The sequence below is a fragment of the Streptomyces sp. NPDC015220 genome (genome assembly GCF_043079345.1).
GTDB lineage: Bacteria > Actinomycetota > Actinomycetes > Streptomycetales > Streptomycetaceae > Streptomyces.
This window is the reverse complement of the sequence record NZ_JBIBUK010000002.1, coordinates 299,954-314,507: the sequence shown is the minus strand read 5'-3', so window position 1 is coordinate 314,507 and position 14,554 is coordinate 299,954. Positions and strand designations below refer to the sequence as shown.

The 14,554-nt window shown below is 72.1% G+C and carries 15 protein-coding genes and 1 pseudogene; 7 read left to right on the top strand and 9 right to left on the bottom strand.

Features of this window, described 5'->3' with window-relative positions; genetic code table 11:
* Positions 1 to 81 precede the first annotated feature (81 nt).
* Positions 82 to 471, top strand: a complete 390-nt coding sequence (locus tag ACF061_RS06290; protein ID WP_392265646.1) for a hypothetical protein — start codon at positions 82 to 84, stop codon at positions 469 to 471.
* A gap of 101 nt (positions 472 to 572) precedes the next feature.
* On the opposite strand, the gene ACF061_RS06285 is transcribed toward ACF061_RS06290, so the two are convergent.
* The 3 genes from ACF061_RS06285 to ACF061_RS06275 are packed head-to-tail and all read right to left on the bottom strand — an operon-like array spanning position 573 to position 3,619.
* Positions 573 to 1,706 carry an Mrp/NBP35 family ATP-binding protein gene (locus ACF061_RS06285; protein WP_392265645.1) on the bottom strand — a complete coding sequence of 378 codons (1,134 nt, stop codon included), beginning with the start codon at positions 1,704 to 1,706 and terminating at the stop codon, positions 573 to 575.
* 43 nt (positions 1,707 to 1,749) lie between these two features.
* Entirely contained in the window at positions 1,750 to 2,343 is a 594-nt protein-coding gene (locus tag ACF061_RS06280; protein ID WP_392265644.1) for a DUF1003 domain-containing protein, read from the bottom strand.
* Positions 2,333 to 3,619 (bottom strand): magnesium transporter MgtE N-terminal domain-containing protein, encoded by a 1,287-nt coding sequence (locus ACF061_RS06275; RefSeq protein ID WP_392265643.1) that lies wholly within the window; start codon positions 3,617 to 3,619, stop codon positions 2,333 to 2,335. Before ACF061_RS06275 ends, ACF061_RS06280 begins: the two co-directional genes overlap by 11 nt.
* Before the next feature lie 284 nt (positions 3,620 to 3,903).
* Between ACF061_RS06275 and ACF061_RS06270 the strand changes: the two genes are divergently transcribed.
* Positions 3,904 to 4,677: a hypothetical protein gene (locus ACF061_RS06270; RefSeq protein ID WP_392265642.1), complete on the top strand. Its 774-nt coding sequence runs from the start codon at positions 3,904 to 3,906 to the stop codon at positions 4,675 to 4,677.
* 86 nt (positions 4,678 to 4,763) lie between these two features.
* On the opposite strand, the gene ACF061_RS06265 is transcribed toward ACF061_RS06270, so the two are convergent.
* Together ACF061_RS06265 and ACF061_RS06260 are read right to left on the bottom strand one after the other, a co-directional pair.
* Entirely contained in the window at positions 4,764 to 5,276 is a 513-nt protein-coding gene (locus ACF061_RS06265) for a hypothetical protein (RefSeq protein ID WP_392265641.1), read from the bottom strand.
* Positions 5,277 to 5,394: 118 nt separating this feature from the next.
* On the bottom strand, positions 5,395 to 6,510 hold the full coding sequence (locus ACF061_RS06260; protein ID WP_392265640.1) for a magnesium and cobalt transport protein CorA: 1,116 nt from the start codon (positions 6,508 to 6,510) through the stop codon (positions 5,395 to 5,397).
* 580 nt (positions 6,511 to 7,090) lie between these two features.
* Between ACF061_RS06260 and ACF061_RS06255 the strand changes: the two genes are divergently transcribed.
* On the top strand, positions 7,091 to 7,687 hold the full coding sequence (locus ACF061_RS06255; protein ID WP_392265639.1) for a suppressor of fused domain protein: 597 nt from the start codon (positions 7,091 to 7,093) through the stop codon (positions 7,685 to 7,687).
* 101 nt (positions 7,688 to 7,788) lie between these two features.
* Here ACF061_RS06255 and ACF061_RS06250 read toward each other — a convergent pair whose 3' ends face one another.
* The gene (locus tag ACF061_RS06250) at positions 7,789 to 9,018 is read right to left on the bottom strand and encodes an MFS transporter (protein ID WP_392265638.1); all 1,230 of its coding nucleotides are present in this window, start codon (positions 9,016 to 9,018) and stop codon (positions 7,789 to 7,791) included.
* A gap of 195 nt (positions 9,019 to 9,213) precedes the next feature.
* On the opposite strand from ACF061_RS06250, the gene ACF061_RS06245 reads away from it, so the two are divergent.
* The 3 genes from ACF061_RS06245 to ACF061_RS06235 all read left to right on the top strand — a co-directional run bounded on the left by ACF061_RS06245 (position 9,214) and on the right by ACF061_RS06235 (position 11,580).
* Complete coding sequence (locus ACF061_RS06245; RefSeq protein ID WP_392265637.1) at positions 9,214 to 9,855, top strand: DUF6758 family protein; 642 nt, start codon at positions 9,214 to 9,216, stop codon at positions 9,853 to 9,855.
* 187 nt (positions 9,856 to 10,042) lie between these two features.
* On the top strand, positions 10,043 to 10,900 hold the full coding sequence (locus ACF061_RS06240) for a PHP domain-containing protein (RefSeq protein WP_392265636.1): 858 nt from the start codon (positions 10,043 to 10,045) through the stop codon (positions 10,898 to 10,900).
* A gap of 77 nt (positions 10,901 to 10,977) precedes the next feature.
* Positions 10,978 to 11,580, top strand: a complete 603-nt coding sequence (locus ACF061_RS06235; protein ID WP_392265635.1) for a MarC family protein — start codon at positions 10,978 to 10,980, stop codon at positions 11,578 to 11,580.
* Positions 11,581 to 11,693: 113 nt separating this feature from the next.
* Here ACF061_RS06235 and ACF061_RS06230 read toward each other — a convergent pair whose 3' ends face one another.
* The gene (locus ACF061_RS06230; protein WP_018571269.1) at positions 11,694 to 11,846 is read right to left on the bottom strand and encodes a hypothetical protein; all 153 of its coding nucleotides are present in this window, start codon (positions 11,844 to 11,846) and stop codon (positions 11,694 to 11,696) included.
* 230 nt (positions 11,847 to 12,076) lie between these two features.
* On the opposite strand from ACF061_RS06230, the gene ACF061_RS06225 reads away from it, so the two are divergent.
* Complete coding sequence (locus ACF061_RS06225; RefSeq protein ID WP_392265634.1) at positions 12,077 to 12,973, top strand: NYN domain-containing protein; 897 nt, start codon at positions 12,077 to 12,079, stop codon at positions 12,971 to 12,973.
* 75 nt (positions 12,974 to 13,048) lie between these two features.
* Here the strand turns inward: ACF061_RS06225 and ACF061_RS06220 are convergent, their stop codons facing one another.
* Both ACF061_RS06220 and ACF061_RS06215 read right to left on the bottom strand, forming a co-directional pair.
* A complete protein-coding gene (locus ACF061_RS06220) occupies positions 13,049 to 13,924 on the bottom strand; it encodes an alpha/beta fold hydrolase (protein ID WP_392265633.1) in 876 nt (291 codons plus the stop codon).
* A gap of 158 nt (positions 13,925 to 14,082) precedes the next feature.
* Positions 14,083 to 14,554, bottom strand: a pseudogene (locus ACF061_RS06215) (DEAD/DEAH box helicase); the annotation flags it as partial.

The following is a 14,554-nucleotide window of genomic DNA, read 5'->3' as shown; positions in this document are numbered from 1 at the left end:
GCCGCGGGTGCGGAAATGCGACCGACGGCCGAGAATGGAATTGGGGACCCAATCGACCGTCAGATGGTTGACGGAGGAATTATGACTGAGACACAGCTGTACACCCGGCAGGGCCCGCTTCCCCGGTTCGAGGATGCCGAAGGGCTGGGACCGCAGGACGCCGAGTTCGTCGGCGACCTGGTGGCGGTGCTCGAGAAGCACGGCAACCTCGACCGCTTCGGGCTGTGCCTGCTGCACGACCACTTCCCGCTCGCCGACGACGAGATCCTGGTGGAGACCAACGACCCGCGCGCCCGTACGCTTCACGCGCAGGTGGAGAAGGCGGACCGGACGGGCCACACGAAGGCCTCCCAGTGGCGGTTCCTGCCGCACGGCGACGGACAGCGGCGGGCGGGGCTCGACGGCGGCCCCTACCAGGTGGTCCAGCTGTGCAGCCCGCTCGACCTGTGCCCGGGACGCCGGGACGAGTAGGGCCTACGGCGAGGGGGCGCCGTTCCGTGGGAACGGCGCCCCCTGCTCACGCCCCGGCACGAGGACCGAGACGTCACGACGACGGTGTCACGACCGCGGCGTCAGAACTTGTTCCTCGGCGTGATGCCCAGCGACAGCCCCGAGAGGCCGCGCTGCCGCCCGCCGAGCTTGCCCGCGATCGCGCGCAGGGCCGAGCCGGCCGGGGAGTCCGGGTCGGACAGGACGACCGGCTTGCCCTCGTCGCCGCCCTCGCGCAGCCGGACGTCGATCGGGATGGAGCCGAGGACCGGGACCGACGCCCCCGTGGTGCGGGTCAGACCGTCGGCGACCATCTGGCCGCCGCCCGTGCCGAAGACGTCGACCATCTCGCCGCAGTGCGGGCAGGGCAGGCCGGACATGTTCTCGACCACGCCGACGATCTTCTGATGGGTCTGCACGGCGATGGAACCGGCCCGCTCGGCCACCTCCGCGGCGGCCTGCTGAGGCGTCGTCACGACCAGGATCTCGGCGTTCGGGACAAGCTGGGCCACGGAGATCGCGATGTCGCCGGTGCCGGGCGGGAGGTCGAGGAGGAGGACGTCCAGGTCGCCCCAGTACACGTCCGCCAGGAACTGCTGGAGCGCGCGGTGCAGCATCGGGCCGCGCCACACCACCGGCGCGTTGCCCGGGGTGAACATGCCGATGGAGATGACCTTCACGCCGTTCGCCGACGGCGGCATGATCATGTTCTCGACCTGGGTGGGGCGGCCGTCCGCACCGAGCATCCGCGGCACGCTGTGGCCGTAGATGTCGGCGTCGACCACGCCCACCTTGAGGCCGTCGGCCGCCATGGCGGCGGCGAGGTTCACCGTGACCGAGGACTTGCCGACGCCGCCCTTGCCGGAGGCGACCGCGTAGACACGGGTCAGGTTGCCCGGCTTGGCGAAGGGGACCTCGCGCTCCGCCTGGCCGCCGCGCAGGGCGTTCGCCAGTTCCTTGCGCTGTTCGTCGCTCATCACGTCCAGCGAGACGTCGACCCGGGTGACGCCCTCGACCCGCGAGACCGCGTCCGTCACCCGCTGCGTGATCGTCTCGCGCATGGGGCAGCCGGAGACCGTCAGGTACACGGTGACCGCGACCGTCCCGTCCGCGCCGATCTCCACCGATTTGACCATGCCCAGTTCGGTGATGGGCCGGTGGATCTCGGGGTCGTCAACCGTCGCCAGCGCTTCGCGCACCGCGTCTTCCGTAACCATGAGAACGATGGTACGGCGATCGGCGGCGGCCCAGGGACCCCCGTCACCGGTCGTCCATGTCACGTCCGCGTGGGTGATCCGCCGGGAATACGGCGTGCGTGTGGTGGCCGTTCTGCCGCTCCTCCAGCTCTTTCATCACATCCTGCAGCTCCGAGCGGATCCAGTCGCGGGTCGCCACCTCGCCCAGGCCCATGCGCAGCGCCGCGATCTCCCGTGTCAGGTACTCGGTGTCGGCGATCGACCGCTCGTTCTGCTTGCGGTCCTGTTCGAGGTTGACCCGGTCCCGGTCGTCCTGCCGGTTCTGCGCCAGCAGGATCAGCGGGGCGGCGTAGGAGGCCTGGAGGGACAGCGCCAGCGTGAGGAAGATGAACGGGTACTGGTCGAAGCGCAGCGGGCCTGGCGCGGCGACGTTCCACACCACCCAGAGGATGATCACCACCGTCATCCAGACGATGAACCGTCCGGTGCCCAGGAAGCGGGCGATGCGCTCGGAGAGCCGGCCGAACGCGTCCGGGTCCCACTCGGGCAGCAGCCTGCGCCGCAGCGGGCGCGGCTGGTCCAGCCGGCCGGCCCGCGACCGTCCGGCGGCCGTGGCTCCGGCCGGCCGGTCCCGGGTGCCCTCGCGCTCAGCCGCCATGGGTGGCCGCCCCCTCGTCGTCCAGGTGGAACTCCGTCTCGCGCCAGTCGTCCGGCAGCATGTGGTCCAGGACGTCGTCCACGGTCACCGCGCCCAGCAGCGAGCCCGCCTCGTCGACGACGGGCGCCGCCACCATGTCGTAGGTCGCGAAGAACCCGGCGACGACCGGCAGCGCGGCGTCGGGGGCGAGCGGCTGGAGGTCGTCGTCCAGGAGCGAGCTGACCAGGCTGTAGGGCGGGTCGCGCAGCAACCGCTGGAAGTGCACCGTGCCCAGGTACTTGCCGGTCGGGGTCTCGTCGGGCGGACGGCAGACGTAGACCTGGGCGGCGAGGGCCGGCGACAGGTCGCGGTTGCGGACCCGGGCCAGCGCGTCGGCGACGGTCGCGTCCGGCCGCAGAACGATCGGCTCCGTCGTCATCAGACCGCCCGCCGTGTGCTCCTCGTACGACATCAGCCGGCGCATGTCGGCCGCGTCGGCGGGCTGCATCAGGCCGAGCAGCCGCTCCTGCTCCTCCTCGGGCAGCTCGCCGAGCAGGTCGGCCGCGTCGTCCGGGTCCATCGCCTCCAGCACGTCCGCCGCGCGCTCCCCCTTCAGCTTGCCCAGGATCTCGATCTGGTCGTCCTCGGGGAGCTCCTCCAGGACGTCGGCGAGCCGGTCGTCGTCGAGCGCGGCGGCGACCTCCGCGCGCCGCTTGGGGGAGAGGTGGTGCAGCACGTTGGCGAGGTCGGCGGGGCGCAGCTGTTCGAAGGTGGCGAGCAGGTTCTCCGCGCCCTGCCCGTGCTCCTCCAGGGAGAAACCGGTGACCGCGGACCACTCGACGGTGAGCGTCTCGCCCCTGCTCCGCCGGAACGCGCCGCTCTTGCGGCCCTTGCGGACGAAGACCCGGTCGATCTCCCAGTCGCGGCGCGCGGGCAGTTGCTGCACCGACAGGTCCAGGACCGTGACCTCCTCGCCGGTCTCCACGAGCGCCACCCGCCGGTCCAGCAGTTCGCCGAAGACGAGCCGCTCGGTGGGGCGTTGCTCGAAGCGCCGGACGTTGAGCACGCCCGTGGTGATGACCTGGCCGGACTCGATGCTGGTGACCCGGGTCATGGGCAGGAAGATGCGGCGCCGGGTGGGGAGTTCGACGACCAGGCCGAGCAGCCGGGGCGGTCGGCGTCCGACGCGCAGCATGACGACCAGATCGCGCACGCGTCCCACCTGGTCGCCGGCCGGATCGAACGTGGCGACGCCGGACAGGTGCGAGACGAAGATCCGGGGGGCGCCCGCTGCCATGGCCGCGCCTCCTTTGCGTGCTCCGTGATGCGTGGGGCATCTCTTGGGTTCGGGTGTGGTGGGTGCTCCAGGTCGGTGTCCCTTCCCCTGCCCGCTCACGTCGGCTTCAGGCTAGCCCGTCCCGTTCGGATACGCCCTGGTGAGCGGTCCGGACGGACTGGCTCCACCGGGTTGCCGCGGCCCCGGTACGCTGCCGTACGCCGCTTCGGGCACCACCCGTCGCATCCGTCGTACTCCTTGCACGGCACGCACCCGTCGCTCCCGTCAGAAAGGCAGCGCCACCTGTGACTGTGATTCCCCAGGGCCGTTTCCGCCGGGCCGTGCTGGCGGGCGCGCTGTGCGCCGCGGCCGTCGTCGCGGGCGCGGGGCTGACGGGATGCTCCGCGGACGACCCGGACGCGGGTACCAACGGGGTCGGCAAACTGCCGGCCGACGGGATCCAGTCCAGGACGCGGGCCGCGGCGGACTCCGCCGACGCCGTGCGCCTGTCCGGGAACGTGGTCAGCAACGGCCGCACGTACTGGCTCGACATGCGGCTGAAGTCCGACGGCGGTTCCGGCTCGGTCACCTCGCAGGGGGTGACCTTCGGGCTGCTGAGGGTCGGCAGGCAGCTGTATCTGAAGGCGGACGCCGAGTTCTGGGACCGCGTCGACGGCGGCGGGGACGGCAAGGACGGCGGGGACGGCAAGGACGCCGGGGCGGGCGGAAAACTCGACGGCAAGTACGTGAAGGTGCCGCAGGGCGACCCCGCGTACAAGCGGTTCAGCGGCTTCACGGACAAGAGAACGCTCCTCGACGGGCTGCTGACCCTGCACGGCACGCTGGCCAAGGACGGCCGCCACGAGCAGTCCGGCGTCCGCACGATCCGCATCACCGGCGGCAAGGGCACCGGCGGCGCCCTGGACGTCTCACTGGAGGGCACGGCCTACCCGCTGCGCCTCCAGCGCGCGGGCGGCGCGGGGACGCTGAGCTTCTCGCGGTGGGGCGAGGACTTCGCCCTGGCCGAACCGGACAAGAGCGAGACCGTCGACTACGGCAAGCAGTTGCCGACCTCCTGACACCGGGCGCGGGGTCGAGCCTTCGCGGGGCGCCGATCGCCCCAGGGGGTCTCCGCCCCGGCCCCGGGGGTTTCCGCCCTCGTTCGTTACTTCCGCCGCCGCTTCTTCAGCAGCAGACGGGGCAGTCCCGCCGGGACCGGGCGGCGGGTCGTCGCCGGGGACGGCAGCGGCGCCTCGGCCAGCGAGCCGTCCGGCAGGGGCACCGTCGTCCCCGCCGGTTCCAGGCGCAGCACCCGGCACTCCCGGGCCCACCGCCCGGTCATGGCCTCGCCGTCGGGGGCGTTCAGCCGCTTGCCCCTGAGCTCGGCCACCGCCGCCCGCCACGCCTCCGAGTCCGCGGCGAGCTCCACCACCCGCGCGGACCAGGTGACCAGCCGGCCGCCCTTGTCCTTGCTGCGCACCGTCACCTCGGCCATCGCCCCGTCGGCCAGCCCGGGCAGCGGCTGCTCGCCGGGGCCGTCGCCGACCACACAGGCCGCGCCCTCGTGCCAGACGTGCCACAGGGCCCGGACCGGGGCGTCGGGACCCTGGACCCAGATGAGGCCGGACTTCTTCGTGGCCTCCTCGACGAGGGCCTGGTCGAGCAGCTCGCTTGTCATGCCAGAAGGGTAACGAGACACCCGGCGGGGGCGGGTTCGCGGCGGGGGCGGTACGGGGGAGCCGGCGCGGGGACGGGCCGGAGCAGGAGCGGCCAGCGGGGTACGCGGACCGGGGCCGCTACAGCCAGCCGTTCCGCTTCAGCGTGCGGTGGATGCCGAGGCAGATCGCCACCGTCACGCTCATGATCACCGGGTAGCCGTACTTCCAGTGCAGCTCGGGCATGTACTTGAAGTTCATGCCGTACACCCCGCACACCATCGTCGGCACGGCGATGATCGCGGCCCAGGCGGTGATCTTCCGCATGTCCTCGTTCTGCGCCACGGACGCCTGGGCGAGATTGGCCTGGAGGATGGAGTTGAGCAGTTCGTCGAAGCCGATGACCTGCTCCTGCACCCGCGCCAGGTGGTCGGCCACGTCCCGGAAGTACTTCTGGATGTCCGGGTCGATCAGCCGCATCGGCCGCTCGCTCAGCAGCTGCATCGGCCGCAGCAGCGGCGACACCGCGCGCTTGAACTCCATGACCTCGCGCTTGAGCTGGTAGATCCGCCCGGCGTCGGTGCCGCGCGCGGTGCCGCCGCGGCCCGGCGAGAACACCTCCGTCTCGACCTCCTCGACGTCGTCCTGGAGGGCGTCCGCGACCGCGATGTAGCCGTCGACGACGTGGTCGGCGATGGCGTGCAGCACCGCCGAGGGGCCCTTGGCCAGCAGCTCGGGGTCGGCCTGCAACCGGTGCCGCAGCGTGCGCAGCGAGCCCTGGCCGCCATGCCGGACGGTGATGAAGAAGTCCCGTCCGGTGAAGCACATGACCTCGCCGGTCTCGACGACCTCGCTGGTGGCGGTGAGCCGGTCGTGGTCGACGTAGTGGATGGTCTTGAAGACGGTGAAGAGGGTGTCGTCGTAGCGCTCCAGCTTGGGCCGCTGGTGCGCCTGGACCGCGTCCTCGACGGCCAGCGGGTGCAGCCCGAACTCCGCCGCGATACCGGAGAATTCCGACTCGGTCGGCTCGTGCAGCCCGATCCACACGAAGCCCCCGTCGCGCCGCACCAGGCGCATCGCCTCCTGCGGGGTGAGCGGCGTGCCCGTCTCCAGACGCGTGCCGTCGCGGTAGACGCCGCAGTCGACGACGGCCGAGGGCGTCGCCGGGTCACGCGTGGTGTCGTAGGTGCCGTTGTCCTTGCGCTTGGCCGGGCGGGACGGGCGGACCACGGCACGCAGGTCACGGATCATCGACATGGCGGGGCTCCTTCGTGACGAGCGACGAAGAGGCGCCGGGCGGCGGTTGGAACTGCCCGGAATGAGGACGTCCTGCCGAAGAAGCTTCCGCTGCCGGGCGGAAGAAGGATGTTTCGCACGTCCACAAAGCGGGGAGCACCGCACCGTCGCGGTGGCGGACTTCGTCACTGACTCGGATCAGACAGACCAGACGGATCAGCCGGATCGGACGATCAGGCAGACGAAACGAAGTGCTCTTCCGTACGACGCGCACGAGGGCGCGAGGGTGAGAGGTGGCGGCCAGCCGGAGCCAGAACAGCTACGTCAACGGCAGGAAGAGCGGGTGCTACTGCACGGTCGACTTCGATCCATGACAGCCCCACCTCCTCCGGCCGGTCCCTCGTGAGGGACGATCCATACCCTGTTTGAAGGGTGCCCCGTCAGGGGAGTTTCAGTGGCGTCGGGACGGATGGGGTCGCCCAGCGCTGAACGCCTGGGAGGAACCCCGCTGTGTGCTGCCCGATCGCCGGGTAAGACTATCAGTCGGCCGACGTGTCAAGGTGCCGCTTTGCCGCGTACTGACGAGTTCTATGCTCGCCGCATGGCTGATGTTCTCCCTCTGGTCGAGGCCCGGTTGCGTTCCGCGCTGGGCGAGCCGGACGCGCGCGCGGCGGTCACCTTCCTGGGCACGGACCGTATCGAGGTGCTGCGCTTCCGGGACACGGACGCGGAGGGCGCCATCGTCCGCTACGCCACCCTCGGAATGTCCGCGCACCCCATGACGGACCCCGCGGCGATGCTCGCCGACCCCGTCGAGGGGCCGCGCGCGGAGCTTGTCCTGTCCGTCCGGGCCGCTGTCGCGGACACCGACAAGGTGCTCCGTCCGCTGGCCGTGCTCGGCGCGTCCCCGCAGGTCGAGGGCGTGGTCGTGGCGCCGGGGGCCTCGCTCGACGTGGGCGGGCCGCTGTGGCCCGGCGCGCCCTTCACCTCGGTCCTGGTGGCCGAGCCGGGCGGCTTGGTCGAGGACCTGGAACTCGACCGGCCGATGGACCCCGTCCGGTTCCTGCCGCTGCTCCCGATGACCCCGAACGAGGCCGCCTTCAAGCGCGTGCACGGAGCACAGGAGCTCCAGGAGCGCTGGCTCGCGAACGGGACGGACCTGCGGGATCCGACCCGCGGGTCCGTCCCGCTCCAGTGACCGATCTCACCAACGCGCGGCCGGTCCCGGTCAGTTGGCGGCCATGGCCGGCACCGGCCGGCGAGCACGACCGCGCCGGCCGGTGAGGGTGGTCCGCAGCGTCAGTCGGCGAAGACGGTGACGCCGTCCTCGCGGGCGTGCCGCGGCTGGTGCTCCGCCGTCTCGTGGACGAGCGCCCGGCGCCGTACCAGGACCACGAGCGCGCCCAGCACGGCGGTCGCGCCGGCGACCACGAACGGGATGTGGACGTCGGTCCACTCCTCGATCTTCGGCGCGAAGTAGGGCGCGGCGGCGGCCGCGAACCAGCGCACGAAGTTGTAGCCGGCGCTGGCCACCGGGCGCGGCGCGTCGGACACGCCGAGGGCGAGCTCGGTGTAGACGGTGTTGTTCACGCCGATGAACGCGCCGGACAGGATCGTGCAGACGATCGCGGTGGTGTGGTCGCCGTAGCCCAGGACGACGACGTCGGCGGCCAGCAGCACCAGTGATCCGCCGAGCACCTTCAGCGAGCCGAACCGCTCCTGCATGCGCGGGGCCACGATCACCGAGAAGACGGCGAGCAGCACGCCCCAGGCGAAGAACACCGCGCCCGACTTGTAGGGCGTCATGTTCAGCACGAACGGCGTGAACGCCAGCACGGTGAAGAACGTGTAGTTGTAGAAGAACGCCGAGACGGCGGCCGAGGCGAGACCGCCGTGACCCAGTGCCTTGATCGGGTCCAGCAGTGAGGTCTTGCGGGCGGGCCTGGGCTGCTCCTTCAGGAACGCCGTGATGCACAGGAAGCCGACGGCCATCAGGAACGCGGTGCCGAAGAACGGGTAGCGCCAGCTGGCGTCGCCGAGCAGCGCGCCGAGCAGCGGGCCGCACGCCATGCCGAGGCCCAGCGCCGACTCGTAGAGCAGGATCGCCGCCGCGCTGCCGCCGGCCGCCGCGCCGACGATGACCGCGAGCGCGGTGGAGACGAAGAGCGCGTTGCCCAGGCCCCAGCCCGCCCGGAAGCCGACCAGCTGGCCGACCGAGCCGGAGGTGCCTGCGAGCCCGGCGAAGACCACCACGAGGGCGAGGCCGAGCAGCAGTGTCTTGCGGCCGCCGATGCGGCTGGAGACGAAGCCGGTGACCAGCATCGCGACGGCGGTGATCAGGAAGTAGGAGGTGAACAGCAGGGAGACCTGGCTGGCGGTGGCGTCCAGGCCCTTGGCGATGGAGGGCAGGATCGGGTCGACTAGCCCGATGCCCATGAAGGCGACGACCGAGGCGCCGGCCGTCGCCCAGACTGCCTTCGGCTGCCGCAGGAGGCCGGCAGCCCCCGCGTCGAAGGGGTCCGCGTCCATGCCTTCTCCAATCCCGGGGAGGCCCCGGAGGGATCTCGGTGAGCGGATGCTCGCGAGCAGATAGTTGGCTTATGCACATAGTAAGTTAGGTCGGCTAATTAATGCAACATACATCTAGTTCTCCCTGGTGAGGGGCCCCTCCGGTCGGGTGATCGTCCTTGACGCGGCGCGGTCCGGGTAGGACCGTGGGGCCCTATGAGGGGCGAACCCAGTTGCCCGAAGTGCGGTGGCCGGGTCAGGGCTCCCGGACTCTTCAACGACTCCTGGCAGTGCGATGTGCACGGGACGGTCTATCCGGTCCAGCCCGTGATACCGCCCGGCGTCGAAGCCCTCGGCGTCGTCGTGCACCGCACCCAGGTGCCGGTCTGGATGCCGTGGCCGCTGCCGGTCGGCTGGCTGTTCACGGGTGTGGCCAGTGCCGGTGACGACCGCAGCGGCGGCCGTGCCACCGCCGTGGCCTGCTCGGGTCCCGGGCCGCTCGGCGGCATGGGCGAGCTGATCCTGGTCGCCGAGGAACTCGGCGTCGGCCTCGGCGCGCGCTACGCCGGCATCGACGGCCCGGACCCCGGCCCGACCCTGGACGTCGAGAAACCGCCCGACGCCAAGGTCCTGGCCGGCGGGCGGCCGACGCCGCTGTGGCATGTCCCCGGCGCGCCGGTCGACCGCGCCGTCTTCGCGGGCGAGGCGCGCGGGCTGTGGCTGTGGGCGGTGGTCTGGCCCGAGCAGTCGGGGCTGCTGATGTACGACGAACTGGTCCTGGCCGACCTGCGCGAGGCCGGCGCGGAGGTCGACCTCGTGCCGTGCGGAGCGCTCTCGCCGCGTCTGCTGCGACCGTAGGAGCGGGAGCGGCGCCGGCCGGGGGAGGCGGGCCCCGCGGCCGGGGTCCGCGCGGGGCCGTCGTCGCGGGCGGGGCCGCGTGGACGTGTAGGGGGCGGGGAGTGGTTCCGGCTGTGACAGGGCACCCCTGGGCTCCCGTTATCCTTGGGTGTCCCCTTCCGTCCCGTCACCGCCTGGAGTACGTGTCGTGCGCATCGACCTGCACACCCACTCCACCGCGTCCGACGGTACGGACTCCCCGGCCGAACTGGTGCGCAACGCCGCCGCGGCCGGTCTGGACGTCGTCGCGCTGACCGACCACGACACCACCCGGGGCCACGCCGAGGCGATCGCCGCGCTGCCCGGGGGGCTCACCCTGGTGACCGGCGCCGAGCTCTCCTGCCGTGTCGACGGCATCAGCATGCACATGCTGGCCTACCTCTTCGACCCCGAGGAGCCCGCCCTGCTCGCCGAGCGGGAGCTGGTCCGGGACGACCGGGTGCCGCGCGCCAAGGGCATGGTCGCCAAGCTGAACGCGCTGGGCGTGCCGGTCACCTGGGAGCAGGTCGCGCGGATCGCCGGCGACGGCTCGGTCGGCCGGCCGCACGTCGCCTCCGCGCTCGTGGAACTCGGCGTCGTGCCGACCGTGAGCGACGCCTTCACCCATAAGTGGCTGGCCGACGGCGGCCGGGCCTACGTCGAGAAGCACGAGACGGACCCGTTCGAGGCGATCCGCCTGGTCAAGGCGGCCGGCGGAGTCTGCGTCTTCGCCCACCCGGCCGCCGCCAAGCGGGGCCGCACGGTCCCGGAGGCCCGGATCGCCGAGCTGGCCGCCGCCGGCCTCGACGGCATCGAGGTCGACCACATGGACCACGACCCCGACACGCGGGCGCGGCTGCGCGGCCTGGCCAAGGAGCTGGGACTGCTGGCCACCGGTTCCAGCGACTACCACGGCAGCCGGAAGACCGTCGGCCTCGGCGAGTTCACGACCCACCCCGAGGTGTACGGGGAGATCACGCGACGGGCGACCGGAGCGTTCCCGGTGCCGGGCACCGGCGGAGCCTGAGCCTCCGACCCGCGCCACCCTCATCACTCCGGTACGGCCCCCGTACCTCTCTTCTTCCGCAAGGCTGTTCCACACCCATGTTCGACGCTGCCGTCTTCGGCTCCCTCTTCCTCACCCTTTTCGTCATCATGGATCCCCCCGGGATCACTCCGATCTTCCTCGCGCTGACCGCCGGACGTCCCGGCAAGGTGCAGAAGCGCATGGCCTTCCAGGCCGTCTGCGTGGCCGGTGGCGTCATCGCCGTGTTCGGGGTGCTGGGCCACCAGATCCTCGACTACCTGCACGTGTCCGTGCCCGCGCTGATGATCGCCGGCGGGCTGCTCCTGCTGCTGATCGCGCTCGACCTGCTCACCGGCAAGACCGACGAGCCCAAGGCGACCAAGGACGTCAACGTCGCGCTGGTCCCGCTGGGCATGCCGCTGCTCGCCGGTCCCGGCGCGATCGTGTCCGTCATCCTCGCCGTGCAGAAGGCCGACAGCGTCTCCACCCAGATCTCGGTGTGGGCGGCGATCCTCGCGATCCACGTCGTGCTGTGGCTGGTCATGCGCTACTCGCTGCTGATCATCCGGGTCATCAAGGACGGCGGCGTGGTCCTGGTGACGCGGCTCGCGGGCATGATGCTCTCGGCGATCGCCGTCCAGCAGATCATCAACGGGGTCACCCAGGTGATCCGGGGCTGACCCGGGGGCGGCCGCAGGCCGGTCCGGGGCGCCTGGACGTCCCGTACGCACGGAGCCCCCGTACGGCGAACTGCCGCACGGGGGCTCCGAAGCGTCAAACGGCGGGCCTGCTGTTACGAGGCCGGTGTGTCGGCCGGGCGGATCCAGAGTCGCTGGCCGATCGCGGCGGCCTGCTGAACGATCCTGTTGACGGAGGCGGCGTCCACGACGGTGCTGTCCACGGTGGTGCCGTCGACCTCGTCGAGTCGCATGATTTCGAAGCGCATGGGGCTTCTCCCTTCGTCTGGTCATCCTCCTGCGGAGAATTACTTGGAGATGGACGGTGCACGGGGCGTCGGTACCCGTGTTCCGTATGTATTCAACGGGCTGCCTGTTACAAACATTCCCTACGCTAAAGAAAATTTTCGAACGTCTAATTACCGACCGGTAGAGCGTCTTCGGTCGACCGATCGGGACCGGTTGTGTTCGCAGTGTGACCGACGGGACAATGGAAGAGATGAACCAGGACCCGTCGGCACTGGCCGCCCGCATCGACCGCACGAACGAGCTGCTGCAGCGCATGCTCGCCGAGGTGGCCAAGACACCCTCCACCCACGCGATCTTCGTCGACGCCGGATACCTCTACGCCGCCGCCGGGCGGCTGGTGGCCGGGACCGAGGACCGCCGCGCCTTCGACCTGGACGCCGAGGGCCTGATCGACGCGCTCATCGACCGGGCCCGCACGGTCTTCGCCGACAGCCGGCTGCTGCGCGTCTACTGGTACGACGGCGCCCGGCGCCGCATCCACACCGCCGAGCAGCAGACCATCGCCGAGCTGCCCGACGTCAAGGTCCGCCTCGGCAACCTCAACGCCAACAACCAGCAGAAGGGCGTCGACTCCCTCATCCGCACGGACCTGGAGTCCCTGGCCCGGCACCGCGCCATCAGCGACGCCGCGCTGCTCGGCGGTGACGAGGACCTGGTGTCGGCGGTGGAGGCCGCCCAGGGCTACGGCGCCCGGGTCCACCTGTGGGGCATCGAGGCCCCCGAGGGCCGCAACCAGGCCGAGCCGCTGCTGTGGGAGGTCGACAGCCAGCGCACCCTCGACCTCGACTTCTTCAAGCCCTACGTCTCCCGGCGCACGGCGGTGACGTACGACCCGGCGGGCACGGTCCGGCCCACCCGTGAGGACGTCCGCTTCGTCGGTGCGCAGATCGCCGCGAAGTGGCTCGCCGATCGCGGCCGGGACACCCTGGTCGAACTCCTCCCCGGCCACCCCTACCTGCCGGGATCGGTCGACCAGGACCTGCTGGTCGAGGCCGAAGGACTGCTCCAGTACTCGCTGCGCGGCCAGGCCGATCTGCGACGCGCCCTGCGGGACGGCTTCTGGGACCACCTCCAGGCGCAGTACTGACGAAGACGGCACGGGACACGTCCGCACGCCACCGGTCCACCGCCGGGACGGCGTGGGGCGCCGCCGGGGCACCGGTCACCGTGGGAGGGCGTCGTCCCAGAAGTCGGCGAGGGCACGGGCGGTGGCGAGCGGCCGGTCGCAGTTGGGGGAGTGCTCGGCGCCCTCCACGACGGTGCGCCGGGCGCCGAGCCGCACGGCCATGTCGTCCAGGAGCGGCACCGGCCAGGTGTCGTCGCGCGCGCCCGACAGGACGTGGAACGGCAGCGCCACGGCCGCGAGCTCGGCGACGCGATCCGGCTCGGTGCACAACTGGCGGCCGGTGGCGAGGAGCTGGGCGGGCCGGTTGCCGAGCCAGCGGCGGCGCAGGTCCTCCCGGTCGTCGAGCCCGGCGTCCAGCCCCGCGTCGGTCTCCTCGGGCGGTTCCATCGCCTGGATGGTGTCCCACACCTCGGCCATCGTCATCACGGCGAGCGCGTCCCGCAGCAGTTTCACGCGCTGCTGCTGCGAGACGGAGATCTGCGCCGGGCCCGAGGACACGAGCGTGAGGGAGCGGAACGGGGAGTGGTCCAGGAGCACGGCCGCGCGGGCGATCTGCCCGCCCAGCGAGTGCCCGAGCAGGTGCACGGGCGTGCCGAGCGCCTCGGCCTGGGCGAGGACGTCCCGCGCGAGTTCCTCCTGGGCGTACGCCGCGGTGTCGTCCACCGGTCCGTCCGTCTCGAACTGTCCGCGCCCGTCCACGGCAACGGTCCGGTAGCCACGCGCCGCGAGCGGCCCGTGCAGCGGGTTGAAGTCCTCCTTGCTGCCGGTGAACCCCGGCAGCAGCAGGGCGGTGCCCCGCGGCTCGGCGCCGGCCGCCGCGGGCGCGTCGACGACGGCGAACTCACCGCGAGCGGTACGCAGCCGGCCGGCACGCGCACCGGCCGGCGGGACGAAGGACGGAGGCCTGCTCATGCGGTGAGGCTACCGGGCGCACCGGTGGATACGGCGCGTGCGGGGCCGCTCGCGCCGGGGACGCCGACGGCCCGGCCCACACGAGGTGGGCCGGGCCGTCGTGCCGTGTCCGTGGACCGGCGAGCCGGTGGACCTTGCGGGTCCGTGGAGCGCGGGGATCAGGCCTCGGCGGCCTCCACGGCGGCGGCCGACTTGCGGGTGCGGCGGACCCTGGGCTTGGCCTCGGTCGCGTCCCCGGTGGCCTCGGCCGCTTCCGCGGTCTCGGCCGCCTTGCGGGTGCGGCGGCGCGGCTTGACCTCCGGCTCGCCGGTGGCCTGCGCCGGGATCTCCGCGGTGACGGCCTCGGCGACCGCCTTACGGGTGCGGCGGCGCGGCGTGGTCTCGACGCCGTCCCCGGTCGCCTCCGCTGCCGCGGCCTCGGGGGCGGCGGCCGTCTTGCGGGTGCGGCGGACCCTGGGCTTGGCCTCGGTCGCGTCCCCGGTGGCCTCGGCCGCTTCCGCGGTCTCCGCGGTCTTCCGGGTGCGCTTCGGCTTGGCCTCCGCGGCCACCGGCTCCTCGGCCGTGGCGGCCGGAGCGGCCGCGGTCTTGCGGGTGCGGCGGGGCTTGGCCTCGGCGGCCTCGTCCGTCGCG

Coding starts and splice junctions, on each gene's coding strand:
- ACF061_RS06250 (WP_392265638.1), bottom strand. CDS start 9,018: ATGGACGCGGACCCCTTCGACGCGGGGGCTGCCGGCCTCCTGCGGCAG.
- ACF061_RS06280 (WP_392265644.1), bottom strand. CDS start 2,343: ATGGCGGCTGAGCGCGAGGGCACCCGGGACCGGCCGGCCGGAGCCACG.
- ACF061_RS06230 (WP_018571269.1), bottom strand. CDS start 11,846: ATGCGCTTCGAAATCATGCGACTCGACGAGGTCGACGGCACCACCGTG.
- ACF061_RS06255 (WP_392265639.1), top strand. CDS start 7,091: ATGGCTGATGTTCTCCCTCTGGTCGAGGCCCGGTTGCGTTCCGCGCTG.
- ACF061_RS06290 (WP_392265646.1), top strand. CDS start 82: ATGACTGAGACACAGCTGTACACCCGGCAGGGCCCGCTTCCCCGGTTC.
- ACF061_RS06265 (WP_392265641.1), bottom strand. CDS start 5,276: ATGACAAGCGAGCTGCTCGACCAGGCCCTCGTCGAGGAGGCCACGAAG.
- ACF061_RS06235 (WP_392265635.1), top strand. CDS start 10,978: ATGTTCGACGCTGCCGTCTTCGGCTCCCTCTTCCTCACCCTTTTCGTC.
- ACF061_RS06225 (WP_392265634.1), top strand. CDS start 12,077: ATGAACCAGGACCCGTCGGCACTGGCCGCCCGCATCGACCGCACGAAC.
- ACF061_RS06220 (WP_392265633.1), bottom strand. CDS start 13,924: ATGAGCAGGCCTCCGTCCTTCGTCCCGCCGGCCGGTGCGCGTGCCGGC.
- ACF061_RS06245 (WP_392265637.1), top strand. CDS start 9,214: ATGAGGGGCGAACCCAGTTGCCCGAAGTGCGGTGGCCGGGTCAGGGCT.
- ACF061_RS06285 (WP_392265645.1), bottom strand. CDS start 1,706: ATGGTTACGGAAGACGCGGTGCGCGAAGCGCTGGCGACGGTTGACGAC.
- ACF061_RS06260 (WP_392265640.1), bottom strand. CDS start 6,510: ATGTCGATGATCCGTGACCTGCGTGCCGTGGTCCGCCCGTCCCGCCCG.
- ACF061_RS06275 (WP_392265643.1), bottom strand. CDS start 3,619: ATGGCAGCGGGCGCCCCCCGGATCTTCGTCTCGCACCTGTCCGGCGTC.